General features: G+C 67.6%; 23 protein-coding genes. 16 read left to right on the top strand and 7 right to left on the bottom strand.

Annotation, left to right across the window (positions count from 1 at the left end; all coding sequences use genetic code 11):
• The first annotated feature begins 252 nt into the window (after positions 1–252).
• The 15 genes from HZB53_07760 (at position 253) to HZB53_07690 (ending at position 14,641) form a co-directional block, all read left to right on the top strand.
• Complete coding sequence (locus tag HZB53_07760; GenBank protein ID MBI5877529.1) at positions 253–1,389, top strand: glycoside hydrolase family 99-like domain-containing protein; 1,137 nt, start codon at positions 253–255, stop codon at positions 1,387–1,389.
• Position 1,390: 1 nt separating this feature from the next.
• Positions 1,391–2,377 carry a response regulator gene (locus HZB53_07755; GenBank protein MBI5877528.1) on the top strand — a complete coding sequence of 329 codons (987 nt, stop codon included), beginning with the start codon at positions 1,391–1,393 and terminating at the stop codon, positions 2,375–2,377.
• Positions 2,378–2,453: 76 nt separating this feature from the next.
• Positions 2,454–2,714 carry a hypothetical protein gene (locus HZB53_07750; protein MBI5877527.1) on the top strand — a complete coding sequence of 87 codons (261 nt, stop codon included), beginning with the start codon at positions 2,454–2,456 and terminating at the stop codon, positions 2,712–2,714.
• Entirely contained in the window at positions 2,711–3,475 is a 765-nt protein-coding gene (locus HZB53_07745; protein ID MBI5877526.1) for a hypothetical protein, read from the top strand. The genes HZB53_07750 and HZB53_07745 overlap by 4 nt, the downstream gene beginning before the upstream one ends.
• Positions 3,472–4,089, top strand: coding sequence for a hypothetical protein (locus HZB53_07740; protein MBI5877525.1), 618 nt, complete (start codon positions 3,472–3,474; stop codon positions 4,087–4,089). The genes HZB53_07745 and HZB53_07740 overlap by 4 nt, the downstream gene beginning before the upstream one ends.
• Positions 4,090–4,147: 58 nt before the next feature.
• Complete coding sequence (locus HZB53_07735; protein ID MBI5877524.1) at positions 4,148–6,133, top strand: hypothetical protein; 1,986 nt, start codon at positions 4,148–4,150, stop codon at positions 6,131–6,133.
• A 4-nt stretch (positions 6,134–6,137) separates the two neighbouring features.
• Positions 6,138–6,860: a hypothetical protein gene (locus HZB53_07730; GenBank protein MBI5877523.1), complete on the top strand. Its 723-nt coding sequence runs from the start codon at positions 6,138–6,140 to the stop codon at positions 6,858–6,860.
• A 23-nt stretch (positions 6,861–6,883) separates the two neighbouring features.
• Positions 6,884–8,650 carry a glutamate mutase L gene (locus tag HZB53_07725; protein MBI5877522.1) on the top strand — a complete coding sequence of 589 codons (1,767 nt, stop codon included), beginning with the start codon at positions 6,884–6,886 and terminating at the stop codon, positions 8,648–8,650.
• A gap of 20 nt (positions 8,651–8,670) precedes the next feature.
• Complete coding sequence (locus HZB53_07720; protein MBI5877521.1) at positions 8,671–9,756, top strand: hypothetical protein; 1,086 nt, start codon at positions 8,671–8,673, stop codon at positions 9,754–9,756.
• A gap of 63 nt (positions 9,757–9,819) precedes the next feature.
• Positions 9,820–10,437 (top strand): hypothetical protein, encoded by a 618-nt coding sequence (locus HZB53_07715; protein ID MBI5877520.1) that lies wholly within the window; start codon positions 9,820–9,822, stop codon positions 10,435–10,437.
• Between the two features lie 126 nt (positions 10,438–10,563).
• A complete protein-coding gene (locus tag HZB53_07710) occupies positions 10,564–11,352 on the top strand; it encodes an inositol monophosphatase (protein MBI5877519.1) in 789 nt (262 codons plus the stop codon).
• Between the two features lie 261 nt (positions 11,353–11,613).
• Entirely contained in the window at positions 11,614–12,399 is a 786-nt protein-coding gene (locus HZB53_07705) for an inositol monophosphatase (protein MBI5877518.1), read from the top strand.
• A 14-nt stretch (positions 12,400–12,413) separates the two neighbouring features.
• Positions 12,414–13,097, top strand: coding sequence for a CPBP family intramembrane metalloprotease (locus HZB53_07700; protein ID MBI5877517.1), 684 nt, complete (start codon positions 12,414–12,416; stop codon positions 13,095–13,097).
• Positions 13,098–13,107: 10 nt separating this feature from the next.
• Positions 13,108–13,794 (top strand): metallophosphoesterase family protein, encoded by a 687-nt coding sequence (locus HZB53_07695; protein MBI5877516.1) that lies wholly within the window; start codon positions 13,108–13,110, stop codon positions 13,792–13,794.
• 277 nt (positions 13,795–14,071) lie between these two features.
• On the top strand, positions 14,072–14,641 hold the full coding sequence (locus HZB53_07690) for an HD domain-containing protein (protein ID MBI5877515.1): 570 nt from the start codon (positions 14,072–14,074) through the stop codon (positions 14,639–14,641).
• Here the strand turns inward: HZB53_07690 and HZB53_07685 are convergent.
• The 7 genes from HZB53_07685 to HZB53_07655 form a co-directional block, all read right to left on the bottom strand.
• A complete protein-coding gene (locus tag HZB53_07685; GenBank protein MBI5877514.1) occupies positions 14,638–14,847 on the bottom strand; it encodes a DUF2277 domain-containing protein in 210 nt (69 codons plus the stop codon). The genes HZB53_07690 and HZB53_07685 overlap by 4 nt on opposite strands.
• Before the next feature lie 24 nt (positions 14,848–14,871).
• Positions 14,872–15,537: a nitroreductase family protein gene (locus tag HZB53_07680; protein ID MBI5877513.1), complete on the bottom strand. Its 666-nt coding sequence runs from the start codon at positions 15,535–15,537 to the stop codon at positions 14,872–14,874.
• Positions 15,538–15,636: 99 nt separating this feature from the next.
• Positions 15,637–17,481, bottom strand: a complete 1,845-nt coding sequence (locus HZB53_07675) for a hypothetical protein (GenBank protein MBI5877512.1) — start codon at positions 17,479–17,481, stop codon at positions 15,637–15,639.
• 14 nt (positions 17,482–17,495) lie between these two features.
• Positions 17,496–18,164: a phosphoribosylanthranilate isomerase gene (locus HZB53_07670; GenBank protein ID MBI5877511.1), complete on the bottom strand. Its 669-nt coding sequence runs from the start codon at positions 18,162–18,164 to the stop codon at positions 17,496–17,498.
• Positions 18,165–18,166: 2 nt separating this feature from the next.
• Positions 18,167–18,397 (bottom strand): GlsB/YeaQ/YmgE family stress response membrane protein, encoded by a 231-nt coding sequence (locus HZB53_07665; GenBank protein ID MBI5877510.1) that lies wholly within the window; start codon positions 18,395–18,397, stop codon positions 18,167–18,169.
• Positions 18,398–18,449: 52 nt separating this feature from the next.
• Positions 18,450–18,896 (bottom strand): PaaI family thioesterase, encoded by a 447-nt coding sequence (locus tag HZB53_07660; protein MBI5877509.1) that lies wholly within the window; start codon positions 18,894–18,896, stop codon positions 18,450–18,452.
• A gap of 111 nt (positions 18,897–19,007) precedes the next feature.
• Positions 19,008–24,497 (bottom strand): S8 family serine peptidase, encoded by a 5,490-nt coding sequence (locus tag HZB53_07655; protein ID MBI5877508.1) that lies wholly within the window; start codon positions 24,495–24,497, stop codon positions 19,008–19,010.
• Positions 24,498–24,678: 181 nt separating this feature from the next.
• Between HZB53_07655 and HZB53_07650 the strand changes: the two genes are divergently transcribed.
• Complete coding sequence (locus HZB53_07650; protein ID MBI5877507.1) at positions 24,679–25,407, top strand: dioxygenase; 729 nt, start codon at positions 24,679–24,681, stop codon at positions 25,405–25,407.
• The last annotated feature ends 356 nt before the right edge of the window (positions 25,408–25,763 follow it).

The raw sequence follows: 25,763 nt of genomic DNA, 5'->3' as shown, positions 1-25,763 counted from the left end.
TCCCCCCGACCCCCTCCCAACGGAGTTGGGAGGGGGCGAGATTCTAAGGGGAGGTGCGCGGCGGCTGCGCCGCCGCGCACCTCCCCATTAGCTTTTCCCCTTCTCCCCGCGCGCGCGGGGAGAAGGGGCCAGGGGATGAGGAGGCAACCTGGCGACCGACTCCAAAATGAGAATTGCTGTTGCGCGGGCGCGCCGGGATGGTATAATCATGGATGCCGGGCGCTCACAGCCCGCCATGGAGCCTTTCTCGCAATGGTCCGTCGTGTCGTGCAGTGGATTACCCTCGGACTCATGCTGGCCTGCTGGTGCGCGCCTTCCCCGTTGTCGGCCGCGCCCGGTCGCATGGTGTTGGCGATCTATTATCCCTGGTACGATCAAAGTATCTGGAAAGATCCGGTGGTTGTCGATTACCCGCCCGATCGCTACTCATCCAGCAACCCCGCGGTGATCGCGCGCCAGGTAGACCAGGCCAGGGGCGCCGGCATCGACGGCTTCATCTCCGCCTGGTACGGCCCGCGCGTGGAAGTCAACCAGACCGAGACCAACCTGCGCGCCCTGCTCGACGTCGCCGCGCAGCGCGGCTTCACCGTTGCGGCCGGCGTCGAAACCGGCGGGCCGTTCTTCCATTCACCCGATGATGTGCGCAATGCGCTGTCCGCGCTGCTGTCCACGCATGCGACGAAGCCCGCCTATATGAAGTCGAACGGCCGGCCGGTGATCTTCTTTACGCAGACGTCCCTGCCGGGGGTTGGCAATGCGGCGCTGGCCGGCGCGTGGCAGTCGATTCGCAATCAGGTGGACCCGAACCGCCGTTCGCTGTGGATCAGCGAAGGGCTGAATATGTCGCTGCAAGGGCCGTTCGATGGCGGGTTCCTGTATTCAGTCGCGTGGGCGGCCGACCCGGGCGCGGCACAGCGCCAGTGGGCCGGGCGTGTGCGCGACGCCGGCGGCACCTGGGTCGGCACAGTCATGCCCGGCTGGGACGACACCCGACTGGTAGAGCGATCCGGCCGTTACCGGCGCGATCGCCAGGGCGGCGAATGGTACAAGGGCGCGTGGGCCGGCGCGGCCAGCGCCAACCCGGACTGGATCGTCATCACCTCCTGGAACGAGTTTGTCGAAAACACATATATTGAGCCGAGCGCGAAGTTCGGCACGCAATACCTGGACCTGACGCGCGCCCTGGCCGGCGCCTGGAAATCCGGCGCGCCGGCCTCCGTGCCCGGCCCAGCGCCGGCGGCGGTTGCGCCGCCCGCCACCGCCGCGCCGAAGCCGCCCGCGCGCCCCGCCACGCCGATGCAGTCTGCGGAGCGCTCCGTGGATTCGCTGCAGCGGCCGCTGCAGGCTGCATGCTCCGCGACGCGCGAGAGCTTCTGCCTGGTTCCCTGATATGAGCTACCAAACCGGTGCGTCACTGATCGCCTCGCTGTACCCGCAGCCACCGCACATACTGGTCGTCGACGACCTGCCGAATAACCGCAAGCTGGCCGCGGAAGTTCTGAGCCGCCAGGGCTACCGGGTGACGCTGGCCGGCGACGGCGTGGAAGCGCTGGAGCGCATTGCCGCCGAGAAGCCCGATCTGGTGCTGCTCGACATCGCGATGCCGCGCATGGACGGCCTAACGGCGCTGCGCCGCTTGCGCAGCGAGCGCGAGACCGAACTGCTGCCCGTCATTCTGGTCACGGCGCAGAGCGAAACCGAAGACAAGGTGCGTGGGCTGGATTCGGGCGCGTCGGATTTCCTGCCCAAGCCGTGGGAGATGAGCGAACTGCTGGCGCGCGTGCGGGCGCAATTGCGCGTGCGGGCGCTAACCTCGGAACTGGAACGCGCGGAAGAGGTGCTGTTCATACTCGCACGCGTCGTCGAAGCGCGTGACACGTATACCATGGAGCACACCGAGCGCGTCTCCAGGTATGCGCTCTCCATCGCCGCGGCCATCAACCTGGGCGCGACCGATCTGAAGGCCCTGCACAAGGGCGCCATGCTGCACGACATCGGCAAGATCGGCATCTCCGACGCGATCTTGCGCAAGGCCGGCCCGCTTGACGCCGAAGAATGGAATCAGATGCGCCAGCATCCGGTGATCGGGGTGGAGCTGGTCTCGTCGCTCAAGTCGCTCGGCGGCGCGATGAAGGTGATCCGCTCGCATCACGAGCGCTGGGACGGCAAGGGCTACCCCGACGGCTTACGAGACGAGAATATCCCGCACCTGGCGCGCATTGTCGCCATCGCCGATGCGTTCGACGCCATGACGAGCGACCGTCCGTACCGCAAAGGCATGACATACCAAGCGGCGCGGCACATCCTGGCCGAGGGGCGCTGGGCGGCGTGGGACCCGCTCCTGGTGGATGTCGCGCTGGATGTGCTCCCGACTTAATGGCCAGGGGCGCATGGCGATATAGGACGAAAAGTACCTTGCCATGCCCTTAAAGACATGTTATACTGTCGCTACCATGAGCGAAGGCGCCTCAATGCGACAGTCAGGGCTGACGGGGGTCGCACGGTGGATCTCCCGCCTCGGCATGGCCGCGCCTGCAATTTTTCTCCTCGAATTACACCGTCCTTTCTCTCCCATCGCCGGGCAAGCTGCGCTGTTCTTTCAACCGGTGCTGGGCGTTTTCTTCGACGACGAATCGATCACGCGCCTGTCACACGGGCTTTCTGACGCGCACAGCCTCGACGAGTTGATACGTCAACTGGAGTCCGGGCTATGAGCGTGGACATGGGCACGCTGTGGCTGATGGCGGTTCCGGCATTTGCCGCGCTGTGGGTCGTGCTCTGGGCCTGGGTCGGCCGCGGCCTCTCGCCTGAGCTGCGCAAGATATCTGCATACGAAACCATCCGCCGCACGGTCGCCGAGGCGGCCGAGGATGGGCGGCCAGTCCATCTCGCGCTAGGCACCGCCGGTATCGCCGATGCGCAGGCAATGGAAACCGTGTCGGCGCTGAATGTGCTGGACTTCATGAGCCGGCAATCGTCGGCGGCATTGAACATGCCGGTCGTCACGACCGGGCATGCCTCCACGCTGCTGGTCGCGCAGGAAATCATGAGCCGGCCGTTTGTGGAGCGCGATCATCTGGCGCAGTTCGATCCGCTGAGCGCGCGTTTCATCGGCGGCGGCGACGGCGACCCCGGGGCGGCGTACGCGGCCGGCGTCTGCGAACTGCTCGACCGGCGCGGCGTGGCGGCCAATTTTATGCTGGGCCGCTTTGGCGACGAGTACCTGCTGGCGTCCGAGTCGGCGACGCGCAGCGGCATCCCGCAGGTGGCGGGCTCGGGCAATCCGGTGGCGCTGCCGCTGATGGCGCTGGCGACGCGCGACGTGCTGCTGGGCGAAGATCTGTTCGCAGCCGGCGCCTATCTGTCGCGCGGCGCGGCCGCGATCGCGTCGCTGGCAACGCAGGACATTGCGCGCTGGCTGATCATCGCCGGCATTATCGCACTGGCCGCGGCGCGCACGCTGGGGAGGTTGTGAGCCGGCGCATCGTGCCGGTGGCCGTCATGGTCGGCGCCGGCCTCGTCACGCTGCTGGGCCAGTTCACCGACGCCCTGCTGCTGGGCGAGTTGAGCCGGACGTTCGTGCAGTGGGCGGGCATCCTGTTTGCCTTCGCGCTCATGCTCGGCCTCTGGAACCTGCTGGCCGTGCACCTGCGCCGTGTGCGCGCGCGCGAAGCGGGCTGGCCGGACAGTCTGGTGCTGATCGGGACGGCGTTCGTGGTGTTGTGCGCCGGATTGAACGGCGTGAGCGCCCCGTCCCTGCAGTGGATATTTCAGCATGTGCAGGCGCCGCTCGAATCGGCCATGCTGGCGCTGCTGGTGTTCTTCATGGGCGGCGCGGTGGTACGCGCACTGCGCGCGCGCGGGCGCGGCGTCGCATTCATGCTGCTGACGGCGGCGATCGTGCTGCTCGGCCAACTGCCGCTGATGGAGCGTTTCGGCCGCGAGTTTGCCGACGCGCGCGCCTGGATCATCAGCGTGCCAATGACGGCCGGCATGCGCGGCATTGTGCTGGGTGTGGCGCTGGGCACGCTGGCGACCGGACTGCGGCTCTTGTCGGGCGTTGAGCACGACCGGCTGTTTAACCAGTAACCACGCGCGGGCGACAGCACCGGCGCGAACCTCTATGATCTATTGTGCCAAGTGCCACATGGGAAACCGTGATGGCAGCAAATTCTGCAACGAGTGCGGCGCGGACCTGAGCAGTGCCAACCGCCGCTGTTCGTTCTGCAACTCGCTGAACCTGGCCGACCAGGCCACGTGTGCGAACTGTGGCGCGCGCCTGGCCCCCGTGGTTGACGCCGAGCCGCCAGACCTGCCCGAAGAAGATGCGCCGGTGATCGCTGCGCCTTTAGCTGCACCCGTTGCGGAGTCCGCCGCCGACGAGACGCCCGACTGGCTGCGCACCGTGCAGATCTCGCCGGATCCGCGCCCCGCGGCTGCAGAAGCGCAGACCGCGCCGACGCCCGCAGACGAACTGCCCGACTGGCTGCGTGCGCTGCAACCGGCGTCCCTCATACAGCCGGCAGAGCCGCCACTCGCCGGTGAGCCGCTTGACGTGACGGACGACCAGTTTGCCGCGATAATCGGCGACGAGACGACAACGCCCGCCTCAAACACTGGCGCGGGCGCCGATGTAATGCCCATCGCAACGGGCGAACTACCGGACTGGCTGGCGCAGTTGCGCCAGAACGCAACGCCGGCGGCGCCGCCTGCCGGCAATCTAACGCCGAACACGCCCGACGAACTGCCGGACTGGCTGGCGGCTGTCGGGTCGGGGCCGTCGACGCCAACCGACATAGCCGCAAGCGAGAGCGAAGCATCCGGGCTGCAGCCGGGCGAAACGCCCGACTGGCTCAGGAGCCTGGCGCCGGCACAGCCGGAAACGCCCGCCGACTGGTCCATGAACGATGTGGCGGTGGACGAACTGCCCGACTGGCTGAAGCCGGTCGGGGTCGCGCCGAGCCCCGCAAGCGGCGAACCCGCCGCGCCGACCACGCCGGCCGACGCCGCGCCCGCTGAAATTATGCCGGCCGAGATTCCGTCATGGGTTGAGGCGCTCAAGCCCGGCGCGATTGCAACCATGTCCGGCGAATCGATCGAAACCAGCGGGTTGCTGGCCGGCATTCGCGGCGCGCTGCCCGTCGAGAGCGTTATGGCTGCGCCCCACACTCGCGGCGGAGCCACAGCGCCGGCGGCCACGGTGGCCGTGACCGGATTTGACGAACTGTCCGCGCCGCACGCCGCGCCGATGGTATCGATCGAAACGCCGGTCCCGGCGAGGAAGGGCGGCGGGTGTCTGCGCCTGTGGCTGGTCGTGGTGATTGTGTTCGTCGCGGCGTTCCCATTCCTGCCGCTGCCGTTCGTGTCGGAGGCGCGCGGCGCGAACATTATCGGCCGCCAGCCGACGCTCGACTTCTACCAGACGATCAATCAAATCAGCGCGCTGCGGCCCGGGTCGCTGGTGCTGCTCGGCATGGATTACGGCGCGGGCGCGCGCGGCGAGCTCGATCCGCAGGCGCGCGCGACCGTGCTGCACCTGCTGCAGAACAAGCAGCGCATCGCCGCCGTCAGCTTCGTCGCCGACGGCGGCCAACTGGCACAGGATGCGCTTAACAGCGGCAGCCCGGTAGCCACGTCGTTCACCTACCCGTACGCGTACGGCGAGACGCACATCAATGCCGGCTTCCTGTCGGGCGGCGCGGCCGCGATGCGCGGCCTGGCGCAGAACGGCCTGCCCGCCGGCGGGCGCGATTTCCGCGGCCGTCCACTGGCCGGGTCGCCGCTGGCCGCCGGTCTGAAGTCGGGGCAGGCGTTTGACCTGCTGATTGTGTTCACCGATGACGGCGCGCAACTGAAGCTCTGGGTCGAGCAAGTGCTGCGCGACAGCGGCAAGCCGCTGCTCGCCGGGGTCAGCGCCGCCGCCGAGCCGGTTGCGGCGCCGTACTATGACAGCGGGCAGTTGAAAGGCCTGCTGGTCGGCTCGCGCGGCGCCGCCGAGTACGAAGGCTACCTGGGGCGGCCGGCATCGGCCGCGGCGTCGCTCGATGCGATCTCATATGTGGTCATCGTGCTGGTGGTCGTCATTGCCGGGGCGCTGGCTGCCCGCCTGTGGTCGCGGCCGGCGGCCGCGTAGGCGCATGGATGCGCTGTTCGAGTTGCTGCACAGCATCCTGCCGCCCGGCGCCGGCGATGCGGTCGGCGTGTTCGTGTCGGCCGCGCTGACCGTGATGATCTTCACGTACGTGGTCGGCGACAACCTGTTTTTCCGGATCGCGCAGCACATGCTGATCGGCGCGGTGGCGGCGTATGCCGTGGTGGCCGCGGTGCATCAGGTGCTGCTGGGGCAGTTGCTGGCGCCGCTCGCCGCGCACCCGGACACGCAGTACCCGTTGCTGGCGCCGCTGGCGCTCGGCGTCATGCTGCTGACGCGCATCGCGCCGGGCACGGCGTGGATCGGGCGCGTGCCGGTGGCGTTCCTGCTCGGCGTCGGCGCGGCGGCGGCCGTGAGCGGCGCGGTGCTGGGCACGCTGCTGCCGCAGGGGCTGGTCACCGCGCGCTCGCTGTTCGACGGCGCCGGTCCCGATGCGACGCCCGTCCAGCAGGGCGTGCAGGTGTTCAATAACGTGCTGATGCTGGCCGGCACGCTGGGCGTGCTGGTCTCGTTCCAGTTTGTACGCGGCAACCGGTCGCTGGCCGGCCGCGCGTTCAATGCAGTCGTGGCGCTGTGGGGCGCGCTGGGGCGCGGGTTCATCTGGGTCGCGCTCGGCGCACTGTTTGCGGGACTGGTCCTGTCGCGCGTGACGCTGCTGGTCGGGCGCATCCAGTTCCTGCTCGAGGCATTCCGGCTGGCGGTGCGCTGACGGCGCGCCGCAATTCCGGCACCATGTCAACCGAACCCGTATCCAATGTCGTGTCGATTCTCGCAGCCGATGTCGGCAGCACGCTGACCAAGGCGGTGCTGATCGATCTGGTCGAGGGCGAGTACCGCATCCTGGCCAGCGCGGAGTTTCCATCCACGCTGGAGCCGCCCTGGTCCGACATCTCGCTGGCGGTCCTGCAGTGCATCGGCCGCATCGAGGCGATTGCGGCGCGCCGCCTGCTGGACGAGCACAGCACGCTGATCTGCCCGCAGACCAGCGATGGCAACGGCGTGGATGCATTTGTCGCGACGACAAGCGCCGCCGAGCCGCTGCGTGTGGCGATCGCCGGCGTGATGCGCGATTACAGCGTGGAGAGCGCGCGCAAGGCGGCCGCGTCGACGTACACGCTGACTGCGGCGCTGAGCGCACTGGACGGCGAAACGACCAAAGGCCACCGCTGGGACCTGCCGGCGCGCATCGAGGCGCTGCACCGCCAGGAGCCGCACGTGATCGTGCTGGTCGGCGGCGATGACAAGGCTGCCAATGCGCCGCTGATGGATGTGGCCAACGCGGTCGTCATGGCGTGCAAGACATGGCCGGCGGCCAGCAAACCCGACCTGATCTTCGCCGGCAACGCCTCGGCGCGCAGCGTGCTCGCCGAGATGGTCGGCGACAGCGCGCGACTGTCGTCCGTCGACAATGTGCGGCCCACCGTGCAGAGCGAGAACCTGGAGCCGCTGGAAACCGAACTGGAAGCGCTGTTTGTCGAGCGGCGGCTGAACCGACTGCCGGGCATCGGCCGGCTGGTCGGCTGGTCGCCGCAACCGATCGTCGCCACGTCGAAAGCGTTTGGCGCCGGCATGCGCGCGCTGGCCCGGAATTTCGAATCGAGCGCGCTCGGAATTGACATCGGCGGCGCAACCACCACGCTGGCCATCAGCGACCACGGTCTGATCCAGCGCGTGCAGCGCAGCGATCTCGGCGTCAGCCACAATGCGGAACATGTCGCGCGCGCGGCCGGCATCGCCAACGTGCTGCGCTGGCTGCCGGTGGAAATGAGCGAGGACGAGGCGTGGGACTGGCTGGCCAACAAATCGGCGCGGCCGCAAACGCTGCCCGTCACACGGCGCGCGCTCTGGCTGGAGCAGGCCGTCGCGCGCGAGGCGGTGCGGCTGGCGCTGCAAGACCTGCGCCTGCGCTGGAAGCCGTCCGGCAAACCGGAATTGGCGGACCTGCTGCCACCGATTGATCTGTTCATCGGCTCCGGCGGCGTGCTCACGCATGTGCCGCATCCCGGCCAGGCGGTGCTGATGCTGCTCGACGCGCTGCAACCGGTCAATGTCGCCAACCTCGCCATGGATACGGGCGGCCTGCTCTCGCAGTTGAGCCTGATTGCCAGCGTGCAGCCGCAGGCGGCCGCGCAGTTGGCGGCGCGCGAGGGCATCAGCGTGCTGGGGACGGCCATCTGTCCCATGGGCGCGGCCAAACCCGGCGAGATCGTCCTGACCTACAATCTGGCGTATGCCGAGGGCGGCGCGCTCAGCGGCGAGGTCAAAGCGGGCGAAATCGATATCCTGCCGCTGGAACCGGGCCGCCGGGCGCGGCTGGAGTTGCAGCCGGCCCGCCAGATCGATCTGGGGCAGGGGCGCGGGCGCCCCGGCAAACTGACCGTGGAGGGCGGGTTGGTCGGCCTGATTATCGACGCGCGCGGGCGGCCGCTGGTCCTGCCCGCCGAGCCGGCCAAACGGGCCGAGGCGAATCAGCAGTGGCAGTATAATGTGGGCGCGTAGCCGCCCGGAACCGACCTGCGATGATTGATCCGAAGACGTTCTACCTGCCGATGGCGCACATCCTGGCGCAGACGCGCATCGTCCGCGAGCGCCTGCTGCCGCGCCCCGGCGAGGCGGAAGTGAGCGCCGACCAGCGCGTCGAGCCGGTCGACGTCGTGGCGCGGGCGTTTGTGCCGGACATGCCGCGCGTCTATAACATCGCACAGATGTTCAAAGTGCCGTCGTCGCGCGCCCACACGCTGCTCCTGAAACACGCGGGGGAAGAGTTTGCGAAGGATGAGATCATTGCGCGCCACAAGCGGACGCTCGAGCAGGCGCGCGTGATCCGCGCACCCGCGCCCGGCCGCCTGCTGGCGGAGCATGAGGGCGAGGTGCTGCTGGAGATGATGCCGGCGCCGCTCGAACTCAAAGCTGGCATCAAGGGCGTCGTCGCTAACGCGTCGCGCTTCGGCGTCGTCATCCAGGTGGCGGGCGCGCTGGTGCAGGGCCTGTGGGGCAACGGCAAGACCAACTTCGGCGTGCTGAAGGTGCTCGGCGCCGTCCGCGAGCAGCCGCTGACCGCCGAGTTGATCGACGTGTCGTGCCTAGGCACGATCGTGGTCGCCGGCGGTGCGCTGCAGCCCGCAGGCCTGAAGCAGGCCGAAGCGCAGCAGGTGCGCGGGATCATCTGCGGCAGCATGCCCGCGACGCTGTGCGCGGCTGCGCTGGCCGCGCCATTCCCGGTCGTGATCACCGAAGGGTTTGGCGCGGTGCCGATGGCCGGGCCGGCCTACGAGCTCTGCCGCGCCAGCAACTCGCGCGAAGCGTCGCTCGACGCGGTGGCGCGCACGCGCTGGGGCGCCTCGCGACCGGAGCTGGTCGTGCCGCTGCCGGCGCGCGACGCCGCAGTCGTCACGGAGACGCCGCGCGCATACGCGGCGATCGTGCGGAATGTGCGCGTGCGGGTCACGGCCGGCGACGAGATCGGCCGCACCGGTCACATCGCCAGCGATCAGGTTCGCGCGCGTGAATTCGAAAGCGGCATCCGCGTGCGCGCCGCCGAAGTTGAGTTCGATGACGGCGAGACCGGCTGGATTCCCGTGAACAACCTTGAAGCATATATCTAAGCGCCGTAAGGCGGACGGACTACGACAGACCGCCCGCCAAAATCAAACATGGAGGAGCGCACAATGAGCAATCTGATCGAACCCACGCCGGAAGAGCCCAATGGCAGCAGCAGCAGCGGGCCGAACCGCACATTCATTCTGATCGCCCTTGGCCTGGCGGGCCTGCTGGTGGTTGGCCTGCTGGGCGTGTTTGGCTATGTGGCGGCCAGCCGCTTCGGACTGATCGGCACGCGCGAAAACCCGACCCCGGTCACCAGCCCGGCCGCGGCCACGCCGGCCGGCACGCGCCCCGCGACCACGCCGGCCGGCGGCACCGTAGCGCCGGCGGCGGTTACGAGCGCGCCCGGCACCCCGCGGCCGGCCACCGTGATCGCAGTCACCCCGGTAGTGGTCGGCACACCGGCGGCGACGCGCGTCATAAGCCTGGCCACGACAGGCGCTACCGCGGCGGCTACCAGGTCGCCGTCCGGCGCGGCCACGGCGGCTGCACCCGCGCAGGCCACGCCAACCACGGTGTCCGGTGGTGTGACGGCTGAAGCGACGGCCACGCCGACGGGCGGAACCGGCGGCTCGCAGGCGCTGCCGCAAACCGGCGCCGAGCTTGATCTGCTGATCATCGCCGGGCTACTGGTCTTGCTCGTGGTTCTGGCGCGTTCGTTCCGCGCCGTCCTCCGCTCCTAAACCGGCTTTGTCATCGGCCGGGCGGCCGGGCTGGTGGCCGGTCGCCCGGCGCTGGCATTCCTCTATCAATGGAAGCCGCAACGGCTTGCCGCGCGTGGCCGCCTGCCGGCGGCCGATTGGATCCGTATGCCTCAACTTGAATCTGTCATCGCGCTAACGCGCGAAGCTGGCCGCATCCAGTGCGAGCGGCTCGGCGGTGCATGGGCTGTCGAGCACAAAGTGCAGGCAATCAACCTGGTTACCGTGGTCGACCGCGAGATCGATGCGCTGATCGTCGGCGAGCTGCGCCGGCTGTTTGGCGCGCCCGTCGTCGTGTCCGAGGAAGGCGACCATCGTGGCGCCGAGTCGGGCGATGTCTGGATCGTCGATCCGCTGGATGGCACCACCAACTATGCGCATGGCTACCCGGTCTTTGCCGTGTCGATAGCGCATCGCGTCGAGGGCGAGACGGTGCTCGGCGTCGTGTACGACCCGAACCGCGACGAACTGTTCTGCGCCGAGCGCGGCGCGGGCGCGTTCCTGAACGGGCAGCGCCTGCGCGTCTCGTCCACTCCCGACCTGCTGCATGCACTCGTCTCGACCGGGTTCCCGTATGACCGCGCGACCAATCCCGACAACAATGCCGAGCAGTTTCGCCGCGTGTCGCGTAAAGCACAGGCGGTGCGCCGTGTCGGTGCGGCCGCGCTGGATATGGCGTACGTGGCGGCCGGGCGGCAGGACGGCCACTGGGAGCGCGGGCTGGGACCCTGGGACGGCGCGGCGGCCGCCCTGCTGATCACCGAAGCGGGCGGCCGCGTCACGCCGATGGATGGCGCGGGGCGCTGGACGCCCTGGACGCTCTGGACGGTCGCCACCAACGGGCTGATTCACGACGAACTCGCACGTACTCTGCGCGGCGAAGCCACGGCACGCTAGAGCATTTTGTATTAACATCGGGCACGCCATGCGGTTCGCCGCGTAGGGGCAGGTCTTTGACACCCCAAAGGGTGCGACACGTCGCCTGCCCGTCGGACAGGCCAAAGGCCTGTCCCTACATGCGGCGCACAGCCCTGTGCGGCACCATGTCGGATTGTTTCGCCAACCGCTCCAGGCAATAAGCACACAAAGATCGCTGTTGCCAAGGTTTTCTCTGCGCTCTCTGCGTGCTCTGCGGTGGATCTTATTGGGTGAGTGTTTATGCAAACCGAACCAGTCCAGCAGTTCACCGAGTCGTTGGCGCGCGAAGCGGGCGCGCTGTTGATGCGTTATCAGCGCGAGGGCTTCGACGTCACGCACAAGGGGCGAGTCGATCTGGTCACGACCGCCGACCGCGAATCCGAGCGGCTGATTATCGGCGCGGTTTCCGCGAACTATCCGACCCATGCTATCATCAGTGAGGAAGAGGCCGGAGGCAAGCCGCTGGTTTTCGGCCCGCATCCGGCCTGGATTATCGATCCGCTGGACGGCACGACCGGCTTCGTGCACGGTTTTCCGGTCTTTGCCGTGTCGCTGGCCCTGTATGCCGATGGCGAGCCGCAGGTGGGCGTCGTCTACGACCCGACGCGCGACGAGTTATTCAGTGCGCGGCGCGGTGGCGGCGCGACGCTCAATGGCCGCCCGATCGCAGTGTCGCAAACGCGCACTCTGATCGAGTCGCTGGCAACGTCCGGCTTTCCGTATGACGTGCTGGAGACGGGCGGCAACATGGAGACATATCTGCGCGTGTCGATGCTCACACGCGGCGTGCGTATCGCCGGCGCGGCGGCGCTCGATCTGGCGTGGGTAGCGTGCGGGCGCGTCGACGCCTACTGGGAGCCGATCATCAAGCCGTGGGATGGCGCGGCGGGCGCGCTGATCGTCCGCGAGGCGGGTGGCCGCGTGACCGACTACGCCGACCGCCCGTGGTATCCGGGGCAACCGCAGGTCGTGGCCACCAATGGCCGTCTGCACGCGCTGCTGCGGTCGGAGTTGTCGGCTGATTGATTTAGGAGATTTGCATGCTGTTTTACGCCAAACAACGGGCGCCGATCGCCCTGCTGTCCATGCTGGCCCTGCTGGTCGTCTCCAACCTCTGGGCGACGCTGCGCGGGATCGATCTGTCGGAGTCTATCCTGTTCAACGTCCAGTCGCTCATCGCCCTGCTGGCGGGCGGGTTGCTGCTCGCATCGCTCGACGGCACGATCTTGATGGTCAACTGGATGATCGGCGTTCACCCGTTCCTGCGCGCGTTCGACCGCGGCTTCACGCTGCTCTTCGGGCGCATCAGCTTCATGGCGGTCATCAGCGGCGGACTGCTAGCCGCGCTGGGCGAGGAGACATTCTTCCGTGGCATCCTGCAGAACGAAATCGGCTGGATCCCGGCCGCCTTGATCTTTGCACTAGCGCACGTCGGGCGCGGACTCAACTTGTTCGCGCTGTGGGCGGTCATCGAGGGACTGGTCTTCGGCTGGCTGTACCAGCTGACCGGCAACCTGCTGGTGCCGATGATCGTGCACGGCCTGCACGATGCTGCCGGCATGTTGTTTGCGCGCTACTTCTACAAGCGGCCGATTCCCCCGGCCGAGACGCTCTTCGACTGGATGCACATGCTGAGCGGCGTGCCCGCGCGGGCCGTGGCGCCGGCCATGGCGCAGATCGCGCCCGCTGACGACATGGAGACGACCGAGATCGAGAACGCCTGAAGGCCATCGCATGCGCATCGCCATCTTCTCCGACACGCACGGCAATCTGCCGGCGCTCGAAGCGGTGCTGGCCGACATGCGCCGGCAGGGCGCCTTTGATCTGACGGTCATGGCGGGCGACCTGGCCATGCTGGGTCCGCGTCCGGCCGAGACCGTCGATCTGGTCCGCTCGCTGAATTGCCCGGTGCTAACCGGCAACACCGACCGTTATCTGGTGAAAGGCGGCTCGCACCCGTTCATCGCGTGGACCGTCGCGCAACTGGGCGCGAAGCGCATTGCCTATCTGTCGCGTCTGCCGTTTGCATATAGCGTCCAGCCCGCGCCGGGCCGGGAACTCCTGATCTTCCACGCCACCCCGCGCGACCTCGAAGACGACCTCTCGCCGAAGCGCAGCGACGACGAACTGGCCGCGCGTATCGCCGGCACGAGCGCGGACGTGCTGGCTTTCGGCCACGTGCACGTCGCCTACCGGCGCACGATCGGAACGCAGACGCTGTTCGATATCGCCAGCGCAGGCTACCCGCGCGACGGCGACCAGCGCGCCGCCTACGGCATCGCCGAATGGACCCGCGACGGCTGGACGCTGGCGCACCGCCGCGTCGCCTACGACATTGACTTGGTGGCCGGCGATCTGCGTGCCTGTGGCGTGCCCGATGGGGCGCAACAAGCCGAGATGCTGCTCAAAGCGGCATACTGAAACCTGTTTTCGATGGTTTCTCGAAGCATAGCACGCTCTAGAGCGTTTTTCAGAATGAACTGATACGCCTGTCATTCCCGCGAAAGCGGGAATCCAGAAACCTGTTGTGCGGTTTACCACGCAATGCGTATCAGCTCCTTTCGCAAACTGCTCTTGCGCGCAGGCACCGGCCAGAACATGATTGAGCTCTCGCGGCGTACAACCCCGCGAGGGCTTTGTGTTTCGTACGCCGGCGTTATAATGACGCTGCGAATTGAGTATGCCTGCGAGGACACCGATGCTGACGTCCCGTTTCTCCGATGCTCTGGCCTACGCCGCGCAACTGCACGGTGCGCAGACGCGCAAAGGCACGCACATCCCGTACATCGCGCACCTGCTGGCGGTGGCGGGCATCGTCATCGAGCAAGGCGCAAGCGAGGACGAGGCGATTGCCGCGCTGCTGCACGATGCGATCGAGGACCAGGGCGGCCGCGTGACGGCCGCCGAGATCCGCCGGCGCTACGGCGAGACGGTCGAGCAGATTGTGTGGGGCTGCACCGATGCGGAGGTCGTGCCGAAGCCGCCGTGGCGCACGCGCAAGGAGGCGTACCTGGCGCACCTGCCGGGCGCGTCGGAATCGGTGCGGCTCGTCTCGGCGGCGGACAAACTGCACAACGTGCGCTCGATCAGCGCGGATTACCGCACGCTGGGCGAGGGCCTCTGGGCGCGTTTCAACGGCGGGAAGGACGGCACGCTCTGGTATTACCGCGCGCTGGTCGCGGCGTTCCGCGCCGCGGGCGGCTCGCCGCTGGTGGACGAGCTCGACCGCGTGGTGAGCGAACTGGAAGGGCTAGCCGCTAGCGACTAGCTGCTAGTCGCCCGTTCCATCTCCTCCAGCATGCGCCGCACGGCCGCGCTGACCTCATCCACGGCGTGCTCGAAAGCGGCGGTCTTTACGCGCGAGGGCGTGCGTGTGCCGCTGACTTTGCGCACGAACTGCAGCGCGGCGGCGCGCACCTCGTTGTCACTGACCGGTTGCGCGGGCACGTACAGGCGTTTGATGCTCCGGCACATAGAACGTCTCCTCCAGGCGCGGGCCTACATGAATGTGGCGATCTCGTCGAGCGGCTTCTTCGTAATGTCGGGCACGCGGCAGTCGTGCGCCGGGTAGCCGGCGACGAGCAAGAGGAATGGCCGCTCGTTGTTGGGCCGCCCCAGGATCTCGTTCAGGAACGACATCGGGCTGGGCGTGTGCGTCAGTGTGGCCAGCCCGGCATGATGCAGCGCGGCGATCAGGAAGCCGGTGGCGATGCCGACCGACTCCTGCGCGTAGTAGTGCTTGACCTTGCGGCCGTCGGACAGGACGCCGTACGCCTGCGCGAAGATGGCGATCAGGTACGGCGCGGTTTCGAGGAACGGCTTGTGCGGATCGGTGCCGAGCGGTTCGAGCGCGGCGAGCCACTCGGCGGGCGCCTTGTGCTCGTAGAAGTCGCGCTCTTCCGCCTCGGCGGCGAGGCGGATGCGATGCTTGATCGCCGGGTCGCTCACGACGACGAAGTGCCACGGCTGCATGTTCGCGCCGTTGGGCGCGGCGCCCGCCGCGCGCACGGCATCCGCGATCACGGCCAGCGGCACGGGCCGGTCGCTGAAGTCGCGCACGGTGCGTCGCCGCCGGATGTCGGCGTAGAACGCGGCGGCGCGTTCGGCCATCTCGGCGGGCGGGTATTCCTTGTAGTCGCTGTACCGCACGAGCACTGGGGGCATGATGGTTTGCTCCAAATGGAAATCTACCACAAAGGCACAGAGACACAGAGAAATGCATTTGGTTTTCTCTGTGCCTCTGTGTCTTTGTGGTGGTTTTGTTTATGTAGCTTGCGGCGCGATCACGATCACGCGCCACAACTGGAACTGCTCGCCTTCGAAGCCGCGCAGCGTCGCCTCGAACGGCTCGACACGGACCCGCTCGCGTTCGGCGGCGAAATACGCCAGCACGTCCGGGTCGTCGTGCACGACTGCCGAGATGATGACGTCGCCGCCGGCAGAAAACTTCTCCAGCCGCGACGCCATGTTGACCGTCGAGCCGAAGTAGTCGAGCCGGTCGTTCAGCGTCACGGCGACGCATGGCCCGAAGTGAATGCCGGCCTTCAGCCCGAACGACGCGCCGGCGACGCCGAGCGCGTCGATGCGGCGCTGGGCGTCGATCATCGCGCGCAGCGCGGCGGTCGGCGTGCGGAACACGGCCATGATCGCATCGCCCATGTACTTCACGATCGCGCCCTCCTCCTCGACAACCGCGGCGCGCAACACGTCGAAGTGGTTCATGACCTGGCCGAACGCCACAGCGTCGCCAACCTCCCGGTAGTACGCCGTCGAGCCGCGCAGGTCGGTGAACACGATCACCTGGCTGCCGACGCTGATCCGCTCGCCAGGCCGCAGCGCCTCGTTGGCGAACAAGTCGCGGAACGACTGCATGGCGATCACCTCGGCGGCGGTCACCGCCTGGTCGGTCCACGCCATGCGCTCCAGGATGAACAGTTGCTCCGCGCTCATGCGGTTTTCGAGCGTCAGGGCAGGCGAGAGGCTGATCGGCAACTCGTCGTTCGACCAGCCCGCCGCGCCGGCGGCCAGCATGAGTTGCGGTGCGCCCTCCGGGCCGGCGGCGAGCGCCTGCGCGCCTGGCATGCCGAGCACACGCAGGCGATAGCGCCCGCGGTCGAGCAGCGGGTTGACGGCGCGCGTTTCGCCCGCCGCCAGCAGTTGCTGGACGACGACGTGCGGCGTGACCTGCGGGCCGGCAATGCAAAACTCGCGCACCTCGCTCTCGCGCACGGCCGGGTTCGGGAAGAAGACCAGCTCGACCGAGCGCTCGAAGTTGGCGGTGAAGTCGATATTGCAGACTTCGCAGTGCAGGTTCGGGTTGATCTCGCCGAGCGAGGTGGCGCGCTGTTTGGGGCCGCGGCAGAGCGGGCAGAGCAGCCACCAGCGCATATTCAGCAGGCCGGCGCGCGTCGCCGCCAGGCAGAGCTCCAGCACGGCGCGGCGTGGCGCGCGCCACGCATCGGCCAGCACATACGGACGCAGCTGTGCCAGCGTCAGGTCGTCGGCGGTTTCGAGCAGGTGCGCCAGCCGCCCGACCAGTTCCGCATCGAAGCCCTGCGTCTTCAGTTCGCCGGCCATGATCGCCAGCCGCTCGCGGCCGCCCGCCGGGAAATTCACCGGGCCGGGCAGATCGATCGCCGTCAGATCGGGTTTGCGCGCCAGCAAGTTGTCGTAGGCGCGGAACGTGCGGTCGAACGCGCGGCGGCTCAACCAGGCGACCTGAAACGGGATGGCCGCGTGCCCGATCAAGTTGCGCGGCGTGGCCCAGGTATCATAAATAAGCCGGGTGCCGCCGCCCGGCCGGGGCTCCAACTGCGCCTGTGTGCGCATCTCTTTCACCGGGCCCCGCACGAAGCGCCGCACAACGCCGAGGCGGTACGGGCGCACCCACTCGAACGGGTCCTCGTACCATTCGATCGGCACGCCGAGGCGCGTCATGCGCAAGTGCCGGCGCGCGTTGGCCAGGCCTTCGCCGTCGCCTTCCTGGGTGACGGCGGGCAGGGCGACATCGCGGTCGAAGCGGTTCGTGTCCGCGACCAGCGGCCAGAGCGCTTCCGGGCTCGACTGCAGATCCCACTGCCAGCGATAATGATAGACTGGCTCCCCCATCCCACCGCCTTTGTTTACGCGCCGATGCCGGCAGCCTTCATAAACGCCGCCAGCTTGTCTTCGTCGAGCGAGCCGTTCGTGCGCACGCCACTGCAGATATCCAGCCCGAATGGTCCGACCTGCGCGATCGCCTCCGCCGCGTTCTCCGCCTTCAGCCCGCCGGCCAGGAAGACCGGCGCCTCGACTGCCGCGCGGATGCGGCGGCTGATCTCCCAGTTGTGCCTGCGTCCGGTGCCGCCGAGCTCTTTGACCGCCAGCGACGGGTTGCCGGAGTCGAGCAGCAGCGCATCGACCTGCGGCGCGACGCGCACCGCCTCGTCGAGCGACTCCTCGCCGGTGACGTGGATCACCTGCACCAGATGGATGCCGGGCATCGCCTGCCGCAGGTCGGCGTGCGTGCCGCGCTCGAGCCGGTCCACGATCTGGATCGTGTTCGCGCGGCAGTGCGCCTGCTGCGCGATGATCTCGCGCGTGTCGGTGCGGCTGGTCAGCAGGAAAGTGGCGATCGGCGGCGGCACGCTGCGCGCGATCTCGGCGATCAGCGCGTCGGCGATGATGCCGGGGCCGCTCGGCATGGCCGAGACGAGACCGAGCGCCGACGCGCCGGCGCGAATCGCGGCCTGGGCCTCGGCGCGGCTGGCGATGCAGCAGATCTTGATGCGCGGCCGTACGGTCGGTTCCACGCTCACGCCCGCTTGACGATGTTCAGCGCGCCGAGCAGCAGCACCGCGCCGAGCACGGCCGTCAGCAGGTTGGCGAACGGCAGGCGCAGATCGATGTTCAGCAGATCGAGCACCCACCCGCCCACAAACGCGCCGATGACGCCGAGCACGAGGTTGCCGACCAGACCGAAGCCGCGACCTTTCATCAGCACGCCGGCCAGCCAGCCGGCGGCCAGGCCGATCAACAGGAACATGCAGAGATTCTGGGGTTGAAACACGAATGCCTCCTGAGCTGTGTTGGATGGCCTATGGCTGGCGCGCCGGCGTCTCGCCGTGGTCGCGGTGCGGGCGCACGATGACAAAGGTGCCGGTCGCCCGCGCAATGATATGCTGCGCCTGGCGCACCTCCGCTTCCAGGAACGCGAAGCGCCGCGTGCGGTGCGTGATGTGCGCGTCGCAGTCCAGCCGCCCGGCATGCGCCGGCGCGTAGTATGAGATCTTGATTTCAATCGTCGCGCAGTGCTCGCCATCGGGCAAGGCGCGGCTCAGCGCCGTGCCCATACTCGTGTCGGCCAGCGTGTAGACCGCGCCACCGTGCACGACCAGGTTCGGGTTCAGCAGGTTCTCGCCGGCGTCGATGGTTGCGTGGCAGTGGCCGTGCTCGCTCGGCAGGAAGCGCAGGCCGAGCAGATCGGCGAACGGATTGAATTTGGGCAGCGGCGGGTCGCCGGCTGGCGCAAGGCTGTCGGGCATGCCCACTATTTTAGTGACAATGGGTGTGAACGTGAAACGGGGACGCCGCGTGACGGAAACGCCACGGACCCGCGATGAAAGTCGCGGGTCCGTGGTTCGCTCCGGCGGGTGTCAGCGCATAATGAGCGGCAAGAAGATGAACCGCCCGCCTTCGAAGGCGCCCATGTCGAACGCCGCCCCGAACGGCCGGCTGTGGTTGGCGAAATCGACGAGCACCCCCTGGCTCGCGCATGCGTCGCGCGCCGGCGATCCGACGCCCAGGCGGTAGTTCTCGCCGCCGCCCGGCGCGATGAAGAGAGGATTGGCGGCTGCTCCTGCAGTACCGCTCTGGTCGATATTGCAGACCGCCGAGGTGAGTGCGCCAAATGCGCCAACCGAATTGCCCCAGATGATGGAATTGTACACGCGCGCCGATACCGCGCCGGGCGAAAAGCCTGCGCCGCCCGTGTTGTTCGCCAGCGTGCCATGCGTGACTGTAATCTCGCCCGCGGCGGCGCGCACACCGGCGCCGAATGATAACCGGCTCGTGTTGCTGTAAACGAGCATGTTTGTCAGCCAACTGCGCGCGCCGGTGCCGTCCTGATACAATGCGCCGCCGCGCACCGCCGTGTTGCGGTCGAGCTGCACGCCGGCGAGCGTCAGCGTTCCGTCGCTCACATAGACCGCGCCGCCGTTGCCGTTGCTGGCGGTGCTGCTGATCGCTGTATTGGCGAAGAGCCGGCTGCACGGCCCGTTGACCGGGTCGCAGGTCGTGGACTGCGGCGCGCCCGGCTGGCGCGGGCCGGCCGGCCGTGGCGAGAGCACGACGGGAGCGGCAACATCCGTGCCCAGGTTCACGGTCGATGTGTAGGCCGCGATGGCCCCGCCGTTGCCCGCCAGCGCCTGGTTGTTGCGGAACACACAGTTGTCCGCGGTTAGCGTGCTGCCGCTCAAGTAGATCGCGCCACCGGAGCCGCTCGTTGCTTTGTTGCCGTTGTTGCTGAAGCCGAAGTCAACGCCATCGCATTCGACGCGCGGGCTGTCGGCGGCATAGATCGCGCCGCCGTTGGCCGCGCTGTTGACCCAGATCTGCGGACGTGTATTGAAGTAGTCGTCAAGCCAGATCCGCGAGCCGTTGGCCAGGTAGAACCCGCCGCCGTTGCCGACCGCCAGATTCGAGGTTGCCTGGAACTGCCCATACACGTCGAAGAAGCCTCCGGCATCGGCGTAGCCGCCTCCGCCGTGCCCGCCGGCGGTGTTAGTGTTGAAATCTAGCGGCGTGCCGCTCGTCGCGTGCAATTGAACGGTGTTGCCGTTGCCGACGTACAACGCGCCGCCGTTGCGGCCCGCATGGTTGACACCCAGATAGGCCGCTGCGCCGGATGCGACGAAATTCATACTTCCGGCGCCGACCACGGCCACCGCACCGCCGTCCAGCGTCGCATTATTGAATCGCACGTCGAACGCGCCGGTCAGGGCCAGCGTGCCCGCGTCGAGATAGACCGCGCCGCCGTGCGTGGACGCGCTGTTGCGTTGCATGATTGCGTTGACCATGTTGATATCCGACACGTTCGTCGCCGCGATGCCGCCGCCGACGCCACCGAGCGCGCGGTTATTGACGAACCCGCCGCCGAAGACGTCCAGCACGCTGGTCCCGAACATGCGCGCGCCGCCGCCAAGATTGTTGGTCGTGTTGCTTTGCACGAGCGTGTTGCTCAAGGTCACCCGCGAGTCCTGGATATACAGCCCCGCGCCGCGCCCGTCGAATGCCGACGGCAGGAGGTGGTGCTCGACGCGGCTGTTGGTTGCCGTCAGCGCGCTGTTCTGCCGGATGTAGACCCCGCCGCCGTAGCCGGTGCCGGGGTTGGACAGCGTGTTGCTGGCCACGGTCGTGTTGCTCAGGACGGCGTGGGTGTTGTTGAACAGGTACAGTCCCGCACCGTTGAGCCCGGTCGCGCCAATCCGGTTATGCTGATTGACGCCAAGCCCGCCGACCTGCGCGTTGGTCAGTGTGATCACGCTGCCGTCGGCATAGAGGCCGCCGCCACTGGTCGACGCCACGTTGTTGACAATGCGGCCGTTGAAGTCGATGGCGCTGTTGAGCGCATAGATGCCCGCGCCAAAAATCGCCGTGTTGCCGTTCGCGGCCTGAGCGTCATAGCCGACGTTCGTGCCGCTGGCGGCGCGGAAGAGGCTGGTATCGTTCAGGTAAACGCCGCCGCCGCTGTTGGATGCCTGATTCTGCAAGATGGTCGAGTTGCCGCCCAGTGAGACAATCGTCGAGTGGTCCGCGTAGATGCCGCCGCCGTCATACGCGACGTTACAGCATGGTGCGCTCTCGCCGATGAACGACGATGTGGTCAAGGTCAGCACCGCGCTGCTGGACAGGAATAGGCCGCCGCCGCGTCCGGTCGCGCCGAGCGCGCGGTTGGCGTGCACATCGGCGTTGCTCAGGGTCACGTTGCCGCCGCTGGCGTAGATGCCGCCGCCATCGGTCGTCGAGCAGTTGCCGGTGATGTCGCTGCCGGTGTCGAGCGCGAGCAGGCGGCCATACACGATGGCGCCGCCGCCCGCACTGCCGGTGTTGGAACGCACCTGCGAGCCGTTCGTCAGCGTGACCACGCTGCCGCTCCCGATGTACATGCCGCCGCCCGACGCGCCGTGGTTTTCCGCGATATCCGTGTTGTCCAGCGTAACCAGCGAACTGCCGAGCAGGTCGAGCCCGGCGCCGAAGCTGGTGCCCCAGCCGATCACCAGATTGCGCAGCAGCGCGACGCTGCCGCCGGACAGGTCAACGACGCTGCCGCTGCTTGCCGCTTCCAGCGTGGTCTGCGTGCCGGTGACCGGGGTGGCGCAACTGGCGTTCCAGCCGCCCCAGATCGTGATGACCTTGCCGCCAGCGATGTCAATGTTCTCGCTGAAGTAGCCGCCCGCCACACGGATGGTCGCGCCGTTGGCGGCCGCGTTGATCGCATCCTGGATCGTATTGTACGCGCACGCGCCGTTGATGCCGACACGCGTCACGGCCGGCGCCAGCGGCAGCACGGCGGGCGCGCGGGGGACTCTGCGTGCCGCGATTGTCTCGCGCGCCTCGGCCACATCGTCCTGGATCAGCTCGCGCACGTCGTTCTCGGCCTGCGCGTCAAACGCCAGTACCGCTTCCGGCCCGCTGTTGCGGGCAGTATCGAACGCGCGCAATGCCGCCAGGATCCGGTCGCTTTGCGCGCGCGCGGCATCGGCGGCCACGCCGCTCTGCTCCAGCGCGCGCTGCCAGCGTTCCCCCACCGTCGGCGATGGTGGAATCACCTGCGGCCGGCGCGGCCCGGGGGTGCTGCCGTCTTCGCTGCTGATGCCGCTGCCGGCGCTATCGACGGTCGGCGTGCCCGGTGCCGGCGGCGCGACCGCGCTGCCTTCGCCGTTGTCGGACAGCGCTGTCTGGGGTGCCGCCACGACGGGCGCCGTCACGCCGCCGACCATGTCGGCGCACGCGCCGAGGCTCAAGAGCGTGCAGCCCTCGCACGCCAGCGAATAGTCCTGCGGTCCCTGCGGCACGGTGGTGCCTTTAACACGCACGAGCCAGGTGCCAGCTTCCGAAACGGTCACGCTGACTTGCTCCTGATTGTCCAGTGTGTTGATGCCGCGCGTCGCATTGTTGGCCGGGCTGGCGGCGTTCAGCACCCACGCACGCCAGATCGTCCCGCCGGGCGCTTCCAGCTCGAGATCGAGGTCATTGATCAGCGCCGGGTTGGCATTGAAGGTCGCCTCGTAGTCGTCCCAGGCGAGCGAGACTTTGAGCGGCTTCGTCGTATCGGTCACAACCAGCCGGTACACATCGACCTGTCCGGTACTGACGTTGTCCTGGGCGAAACCGCGGTGCTGGATCAGGTCCACGGCCGCCTTGATGTCCACCCGCCCGTAACCCCACTGGTAATCGGCTCCCGGGTTGCCGAGGTCCTTGGCCGTCTGCATCAGGATCGCGCGCGCGGTCGACGGCCAGAAGTTGCCACTGGTCGCGTAGGTCGTGCGGTACTGCTGGAGCATCAACGCGATACTGCCCGCGACGGCCGGCGTCGCCATGGAGGTGCCGGACATCGTGTCGTAAGGCCAGCAGTAGTCGTCGCCCGAACCGTCGCAGTTGCGTGTCGACGTGTTGACGAACATGTTGGGGATCGTGGACTTGATGTTGACGCCGGTGGCGACGACTAACGGCTTCAGCCGCCCGTCGTCGGTCGGGCCCCACGACGAGAAGGTGCTCATGTTGTCGGACTTGTCCGACGCGCCGATGTGGATCGGGTTCTTGGCGCCGGCCGGCGGCGACGTCGTGCTGTAAGTGCCGCACGATGAACCGCTGCCCCGCTCGTTACCCGCCGCCCACGTCGCGATGTACTTGTCGCCGATGCCGACCGCCGCATTGCCGCCGCGCACGATCTGGTCCATCAGCGCGCTGCTGAGACCGTAGTTGCCCATCAGCGTGCACGAGAGCGGATAGTTGGCATAGATGTTGCTGCTCAGGCTGGCTGAGCCGACGTCCGCGCCATAGGTGTTTTGCGCGGCAGCCCAGTCGGCCTGAATGTCGCCGGGATCGTTGTAGAACAACATGCCGGTGTTGTTCGCCTGATAGCCGTAGGAGATGATGCTCGCGCCGGGCGCCATACCCTTCCATTGGTTGGCCGTGCCGCCCGCCGCCACGCTCATCGAGCCATCGCCACCGGCGGTGCCCGCCACGTGCGTCGAGTGGTCGCGCACGGCGGTCGCGTCGCCGATGGTCAGGCGGCCCGAAAAATCCGGGTGCGTGGGCGTGACGGTGCCGCTGTCGTAAATCAGAATTTGTACGCCCGTGCCGGTCAGGTTATACGGCGCAGCCTGCACCGCGCTGACGCCGATGGTGGAGCGAATGCCGTCGTTGGCCTCGCCCAGCGGCATCTCGGCCGGCTCGATCCACTGCACGTCTTCTTCGGCGGCGAGCGCCGCCAATTGCGCCTCGGACATCTCGACGATGAACGCGCGTAGCGTATCCAGCTCGGCGGTGACACGCCCGTACCGGCGGACGATCCCGCGCCCGCTGTCGAACGGCACGTCCCGGTACACGATCACGTACACGGCCACGGTGCCGTCGGGCGCGCGGTTATGCGTGCCCCACTGGCGGTTCCGGACGTCGGGCGCCAGTTTGTCGGACGCGGCGATAGCGCCCGCCCACGACACGCCGGTCATGCCGAGCGGCGCATCGGGTGCGTTGGCCGGCACGCTGGCGATCCAGGCGTAATCAGGCACATAGTCCAGCAGGCGCATGCCCAGCCGCGCGTACTCGGCATGGGCGGCCTCGCGCGGGATGAAATCGAGCTGCACCAGCACATGCACGCGCTCGCGATCGGCGCGCGTGGCGGAACGCAGGGCCGCGCGCTCGGGGTCGGACGGCTGAATGGTGCGTGACTTGAGCCAAATCGTGTGTGTGACGGCGGGGCCGGCCTGCTGCGAGATGACGCGCTCCGATACGGGCCGCGGGGCGTCGTGCGTGGCGCTTGCCTGCAGGGCGCCCAGCGCCAGCGCGCCGGCAAGACCGATGAGCAGGGCGGTGATCAGTCCGCGGTGGGATCGTCGCATACGCGCAGGAACGCGGTTCATGGCAGGCTCCTGGAGAGGCATAAGAAATCGCATGTATGTGATGAGTTCATTCCGAAGTGTAACGATGAATAGAATCGCTGTCCAATGCGTATTCATTGCTTATGCTAATGGTATTGAATCAACTCAACGTCATGTACAATGAACATATACGTTCAGATGGAGAAAGGGAGGAAGATTCACTATGGGTAACAAAGTCTGGCGCGCCAGCCTGGTTGTGCTGGCCGCCGTGTTGAGCGCGTGCGGGACGGCGACTGCGCCGCAGGCCGCAGCCGTGCCGGTCGTTGCGACCGCATTGCCATCGCTTGCGCCGGTTGTGGCGACTGTCACCACGCAGCCCGCAGCGACGAGCCGTCCCGCCGTCACGCTCGCGCCGCAGCCGGCCGTGACCGTCGCGCCAACGAGCGCAGCGGCGTATGTCCCGCCGTTCGTGAACTGCGCCACGCGCGCGCCGGCGACGCTGGAGCAGACCGAGGGGCCGTACTACAAGGCGAACCCGCCGCAGCGCGCATCGCTGATCGAGCCCGGTATCCCCGGCGACCGGTTCGTCGTGACCGGCTACGTCATGACGGTCGGCTGCACGCCGATACCGAACGCGCGAGTGGACTTCTGGCAGGCCGACGGCAACGGCAGCTATGACAACAGCGGCTACAAGCTGCGCGGTTACCAGATCACCGATGCAAAGGGGCTGTACCGGCTCGAAACGGTCTACCCCGGGCTGTACCCGGGCCGCACGCGGCACATCCACGTCAAGGTGAACGCGCCCAACGGTCCGATACTGACGACGCAGATCTACTTCCCGAACGAGCCGGCCAACCAGAGCGACGGAATCTTTAACGCAGCGCTGCTGACGACGCTGGTGGACACGCCCGGCGCGAAGACGGCGGTGTTCTATTTCCTGCTGGCAAGCTAACCCACAGGATGGGCGCTATACCCGATGGCGCCCACTCGCCGTGGCGGGTTCGGATGCGGTTACTCGCGTACCGATACCCATTTGCGTTGTGTTGTGTCCTCACAAGCCAGCGCTCATAGCGCTTTTCTGATCAATTGATAGCACCAACACGTCGTACCGGCACTCCGGCAAACCACCGGAGCGAGTCGTCCGCTGGCGAGAGGCCAGCGGACAACGGCATGACGGTCTGGTTGCTATTGGCGTTGCACGCCATCCATCCAACCGGAACCCACTCTAGACGGTCAGCGCGCCGCCGGTTCCTGCACGGCTTATACTGTTTCAAATTGAAAATGTCCCCATGTCGCATGAGCACACGG

The organism is Chloroflexota bacterium, assembly GCA_016235055.1.
In the GTDB taxonomy this organism is placed as follows: Bacteria; Chloroflexota; Anaerolineae; order JACRMK01; family JACRMK01; genus JACRMK01.
The sequence above is the reverse complement of the archived record's forward strand: the minus strand, read 5'-3'. Positions and strand labels throughout refer to the sequence as shown.

Bases quoted from the DNA above. Each gene is read 5' to 3' on its own strand.
- HZB53_07760 (MBI5877529.1), top strand. From the start codon at position 253: ATGGTCCGTCGTGTCGTGCAGTGGATTACCCTCGGACTCATGCTGGCC.
- HZB53_07755 (MBI5877528.1), top strand. From the start codon at position 1,391: ATGAGCTACCAAACCGGTGCGTCACTGATCGCCTCGCTGTACCCGCAG.
- HZB53_07750 (MBI5877527.1), top strand. From the start codon at position 2,454: ATGAGCGAAGGCGCCTCAATGCGACAGTCAGGGCTGACGGGGGTCGCA.
- HZB53_07745 (MBI5877526.1), top strand. From the start codon at position 2,711: ATGAGCGTGGACATGGGCACGCTGTGGCTGATGGCGGTTCCGGCATTT.
- HZB53_07735 (MBI5877524.1), top strand. From the start codon at position 4,148: ATGGGAAACCGTGATGGCAGCAAATTCTGCAACGAGTGCGGCGCGGAC.
- HZB53_07730 (MBI5877523.1), top strand. From the start codon at position 6,138: ATGGATGCGCTGTTCGAGTTGCTGCACAGCATCCTGCCGCCCGGCGCC.
- HZB53_07725 (MBI5877522.1), top strand. From the start codon at position 6,884: ATGTCAACCGAACCCGTATCCAATGTCGTGTCGATTCTCGCAGCCGAT.
- HZB53_07720 (MBI5877521.1), top strand. From the start codon at position 8,671: ATGATTGATCCGAAGACGTTCTACCTGCCGATGGCGCACATCCTGGCG.
- HZB53_07715 (MBI5877520.1), top strand. From the start codon at position 9,820: ATGAGCAATCTGATCGAACCCACGCCGGAAGAGCCCAATGGCAGCAGC.
- HZB53_07710 (MBI5877519.1), top strand. From the start codon at position 10,564: ATGCCTCAACTTGAATCTGTCATCGCGCTAACGCGCGAAGCTGGCCGC.
- HZB53_07705 (MBI5877518.1), top strand. From the start codon at position 11,614: ATGCAAACCGAACCAGTCCAGCAGTTCACCGAGTCGTTGGCGCGCGAA.
- HZB53_07700 (MBI5877517.1), top strand. From the start codon at position 12,414: ATGCTGTTTTACGCCAAACAACGGGCGCCGATCGCCCTGCTGTCCATG.
- HZB53_07695 (MBI5877516.1), top strand. From the start codon at position 13,108: ATGCGCATCGCCATCTTCTCCGACACGCACGGCAATCTGCCGGCGCTC.
- HZB53_07690 (MBI5877515.1), top strand. From the start codon at position 14,072: ATGCTGACGTCCCGTTTCTCCGATGCTCTGGCCTACGCCGCGCAACTG.
- HZB53_07685 (MBI5877514.1), bottom strand. From the start codon at position 14,847: ATGTGCCGGAGCATCAAACGCCTGTACGTGCCCGCGCAACCGGTCAGT.
- HZB53_07680 (MBI5877513.1), bottom strand. From the start codon at position 15,537: ATGCCCCCAGTGCTCGTGCGGTACAGCGACTACAAGGAATACCCGCCC.
- HZB53_07675 (MBI5877512.1), bottom strand. From the start codon at position 17,481: ATGGGGGAGCCAGTCTATCATTATCGCTGGCAGTGGGATCTGCAGTCG.
- HZB53_07665 (MBI5877510.1), bottom strand. From the start codon at position 18,397: ATGTTCCTGTTGATCGGCCTGGCCGCCGGCTGGCTGGCCGGCGTGCTG.
- HZB53_07660 (MBI5877509.1), bottom strand. From the start codon at position 18,896: ATGCCCGACAGCCTTGCGCCAGCCGGCGACCCGCCGCTGCCCAAATTC.
- HZB53_07655 (MBI5877508.1), bottom strand. From the start codon at position 24,497: ATGAACCGCGTTCCTGCGCGTATGCGACGATCCCACCGCGGACTGATC.
- HZB53_07650 (MBI5877507.1), top strand. From the start codon at position 24,679: ATGGGTAACAAAGTCTGGCGCGCCAGCCTGGTTGTGCTGGCCGCCGTG.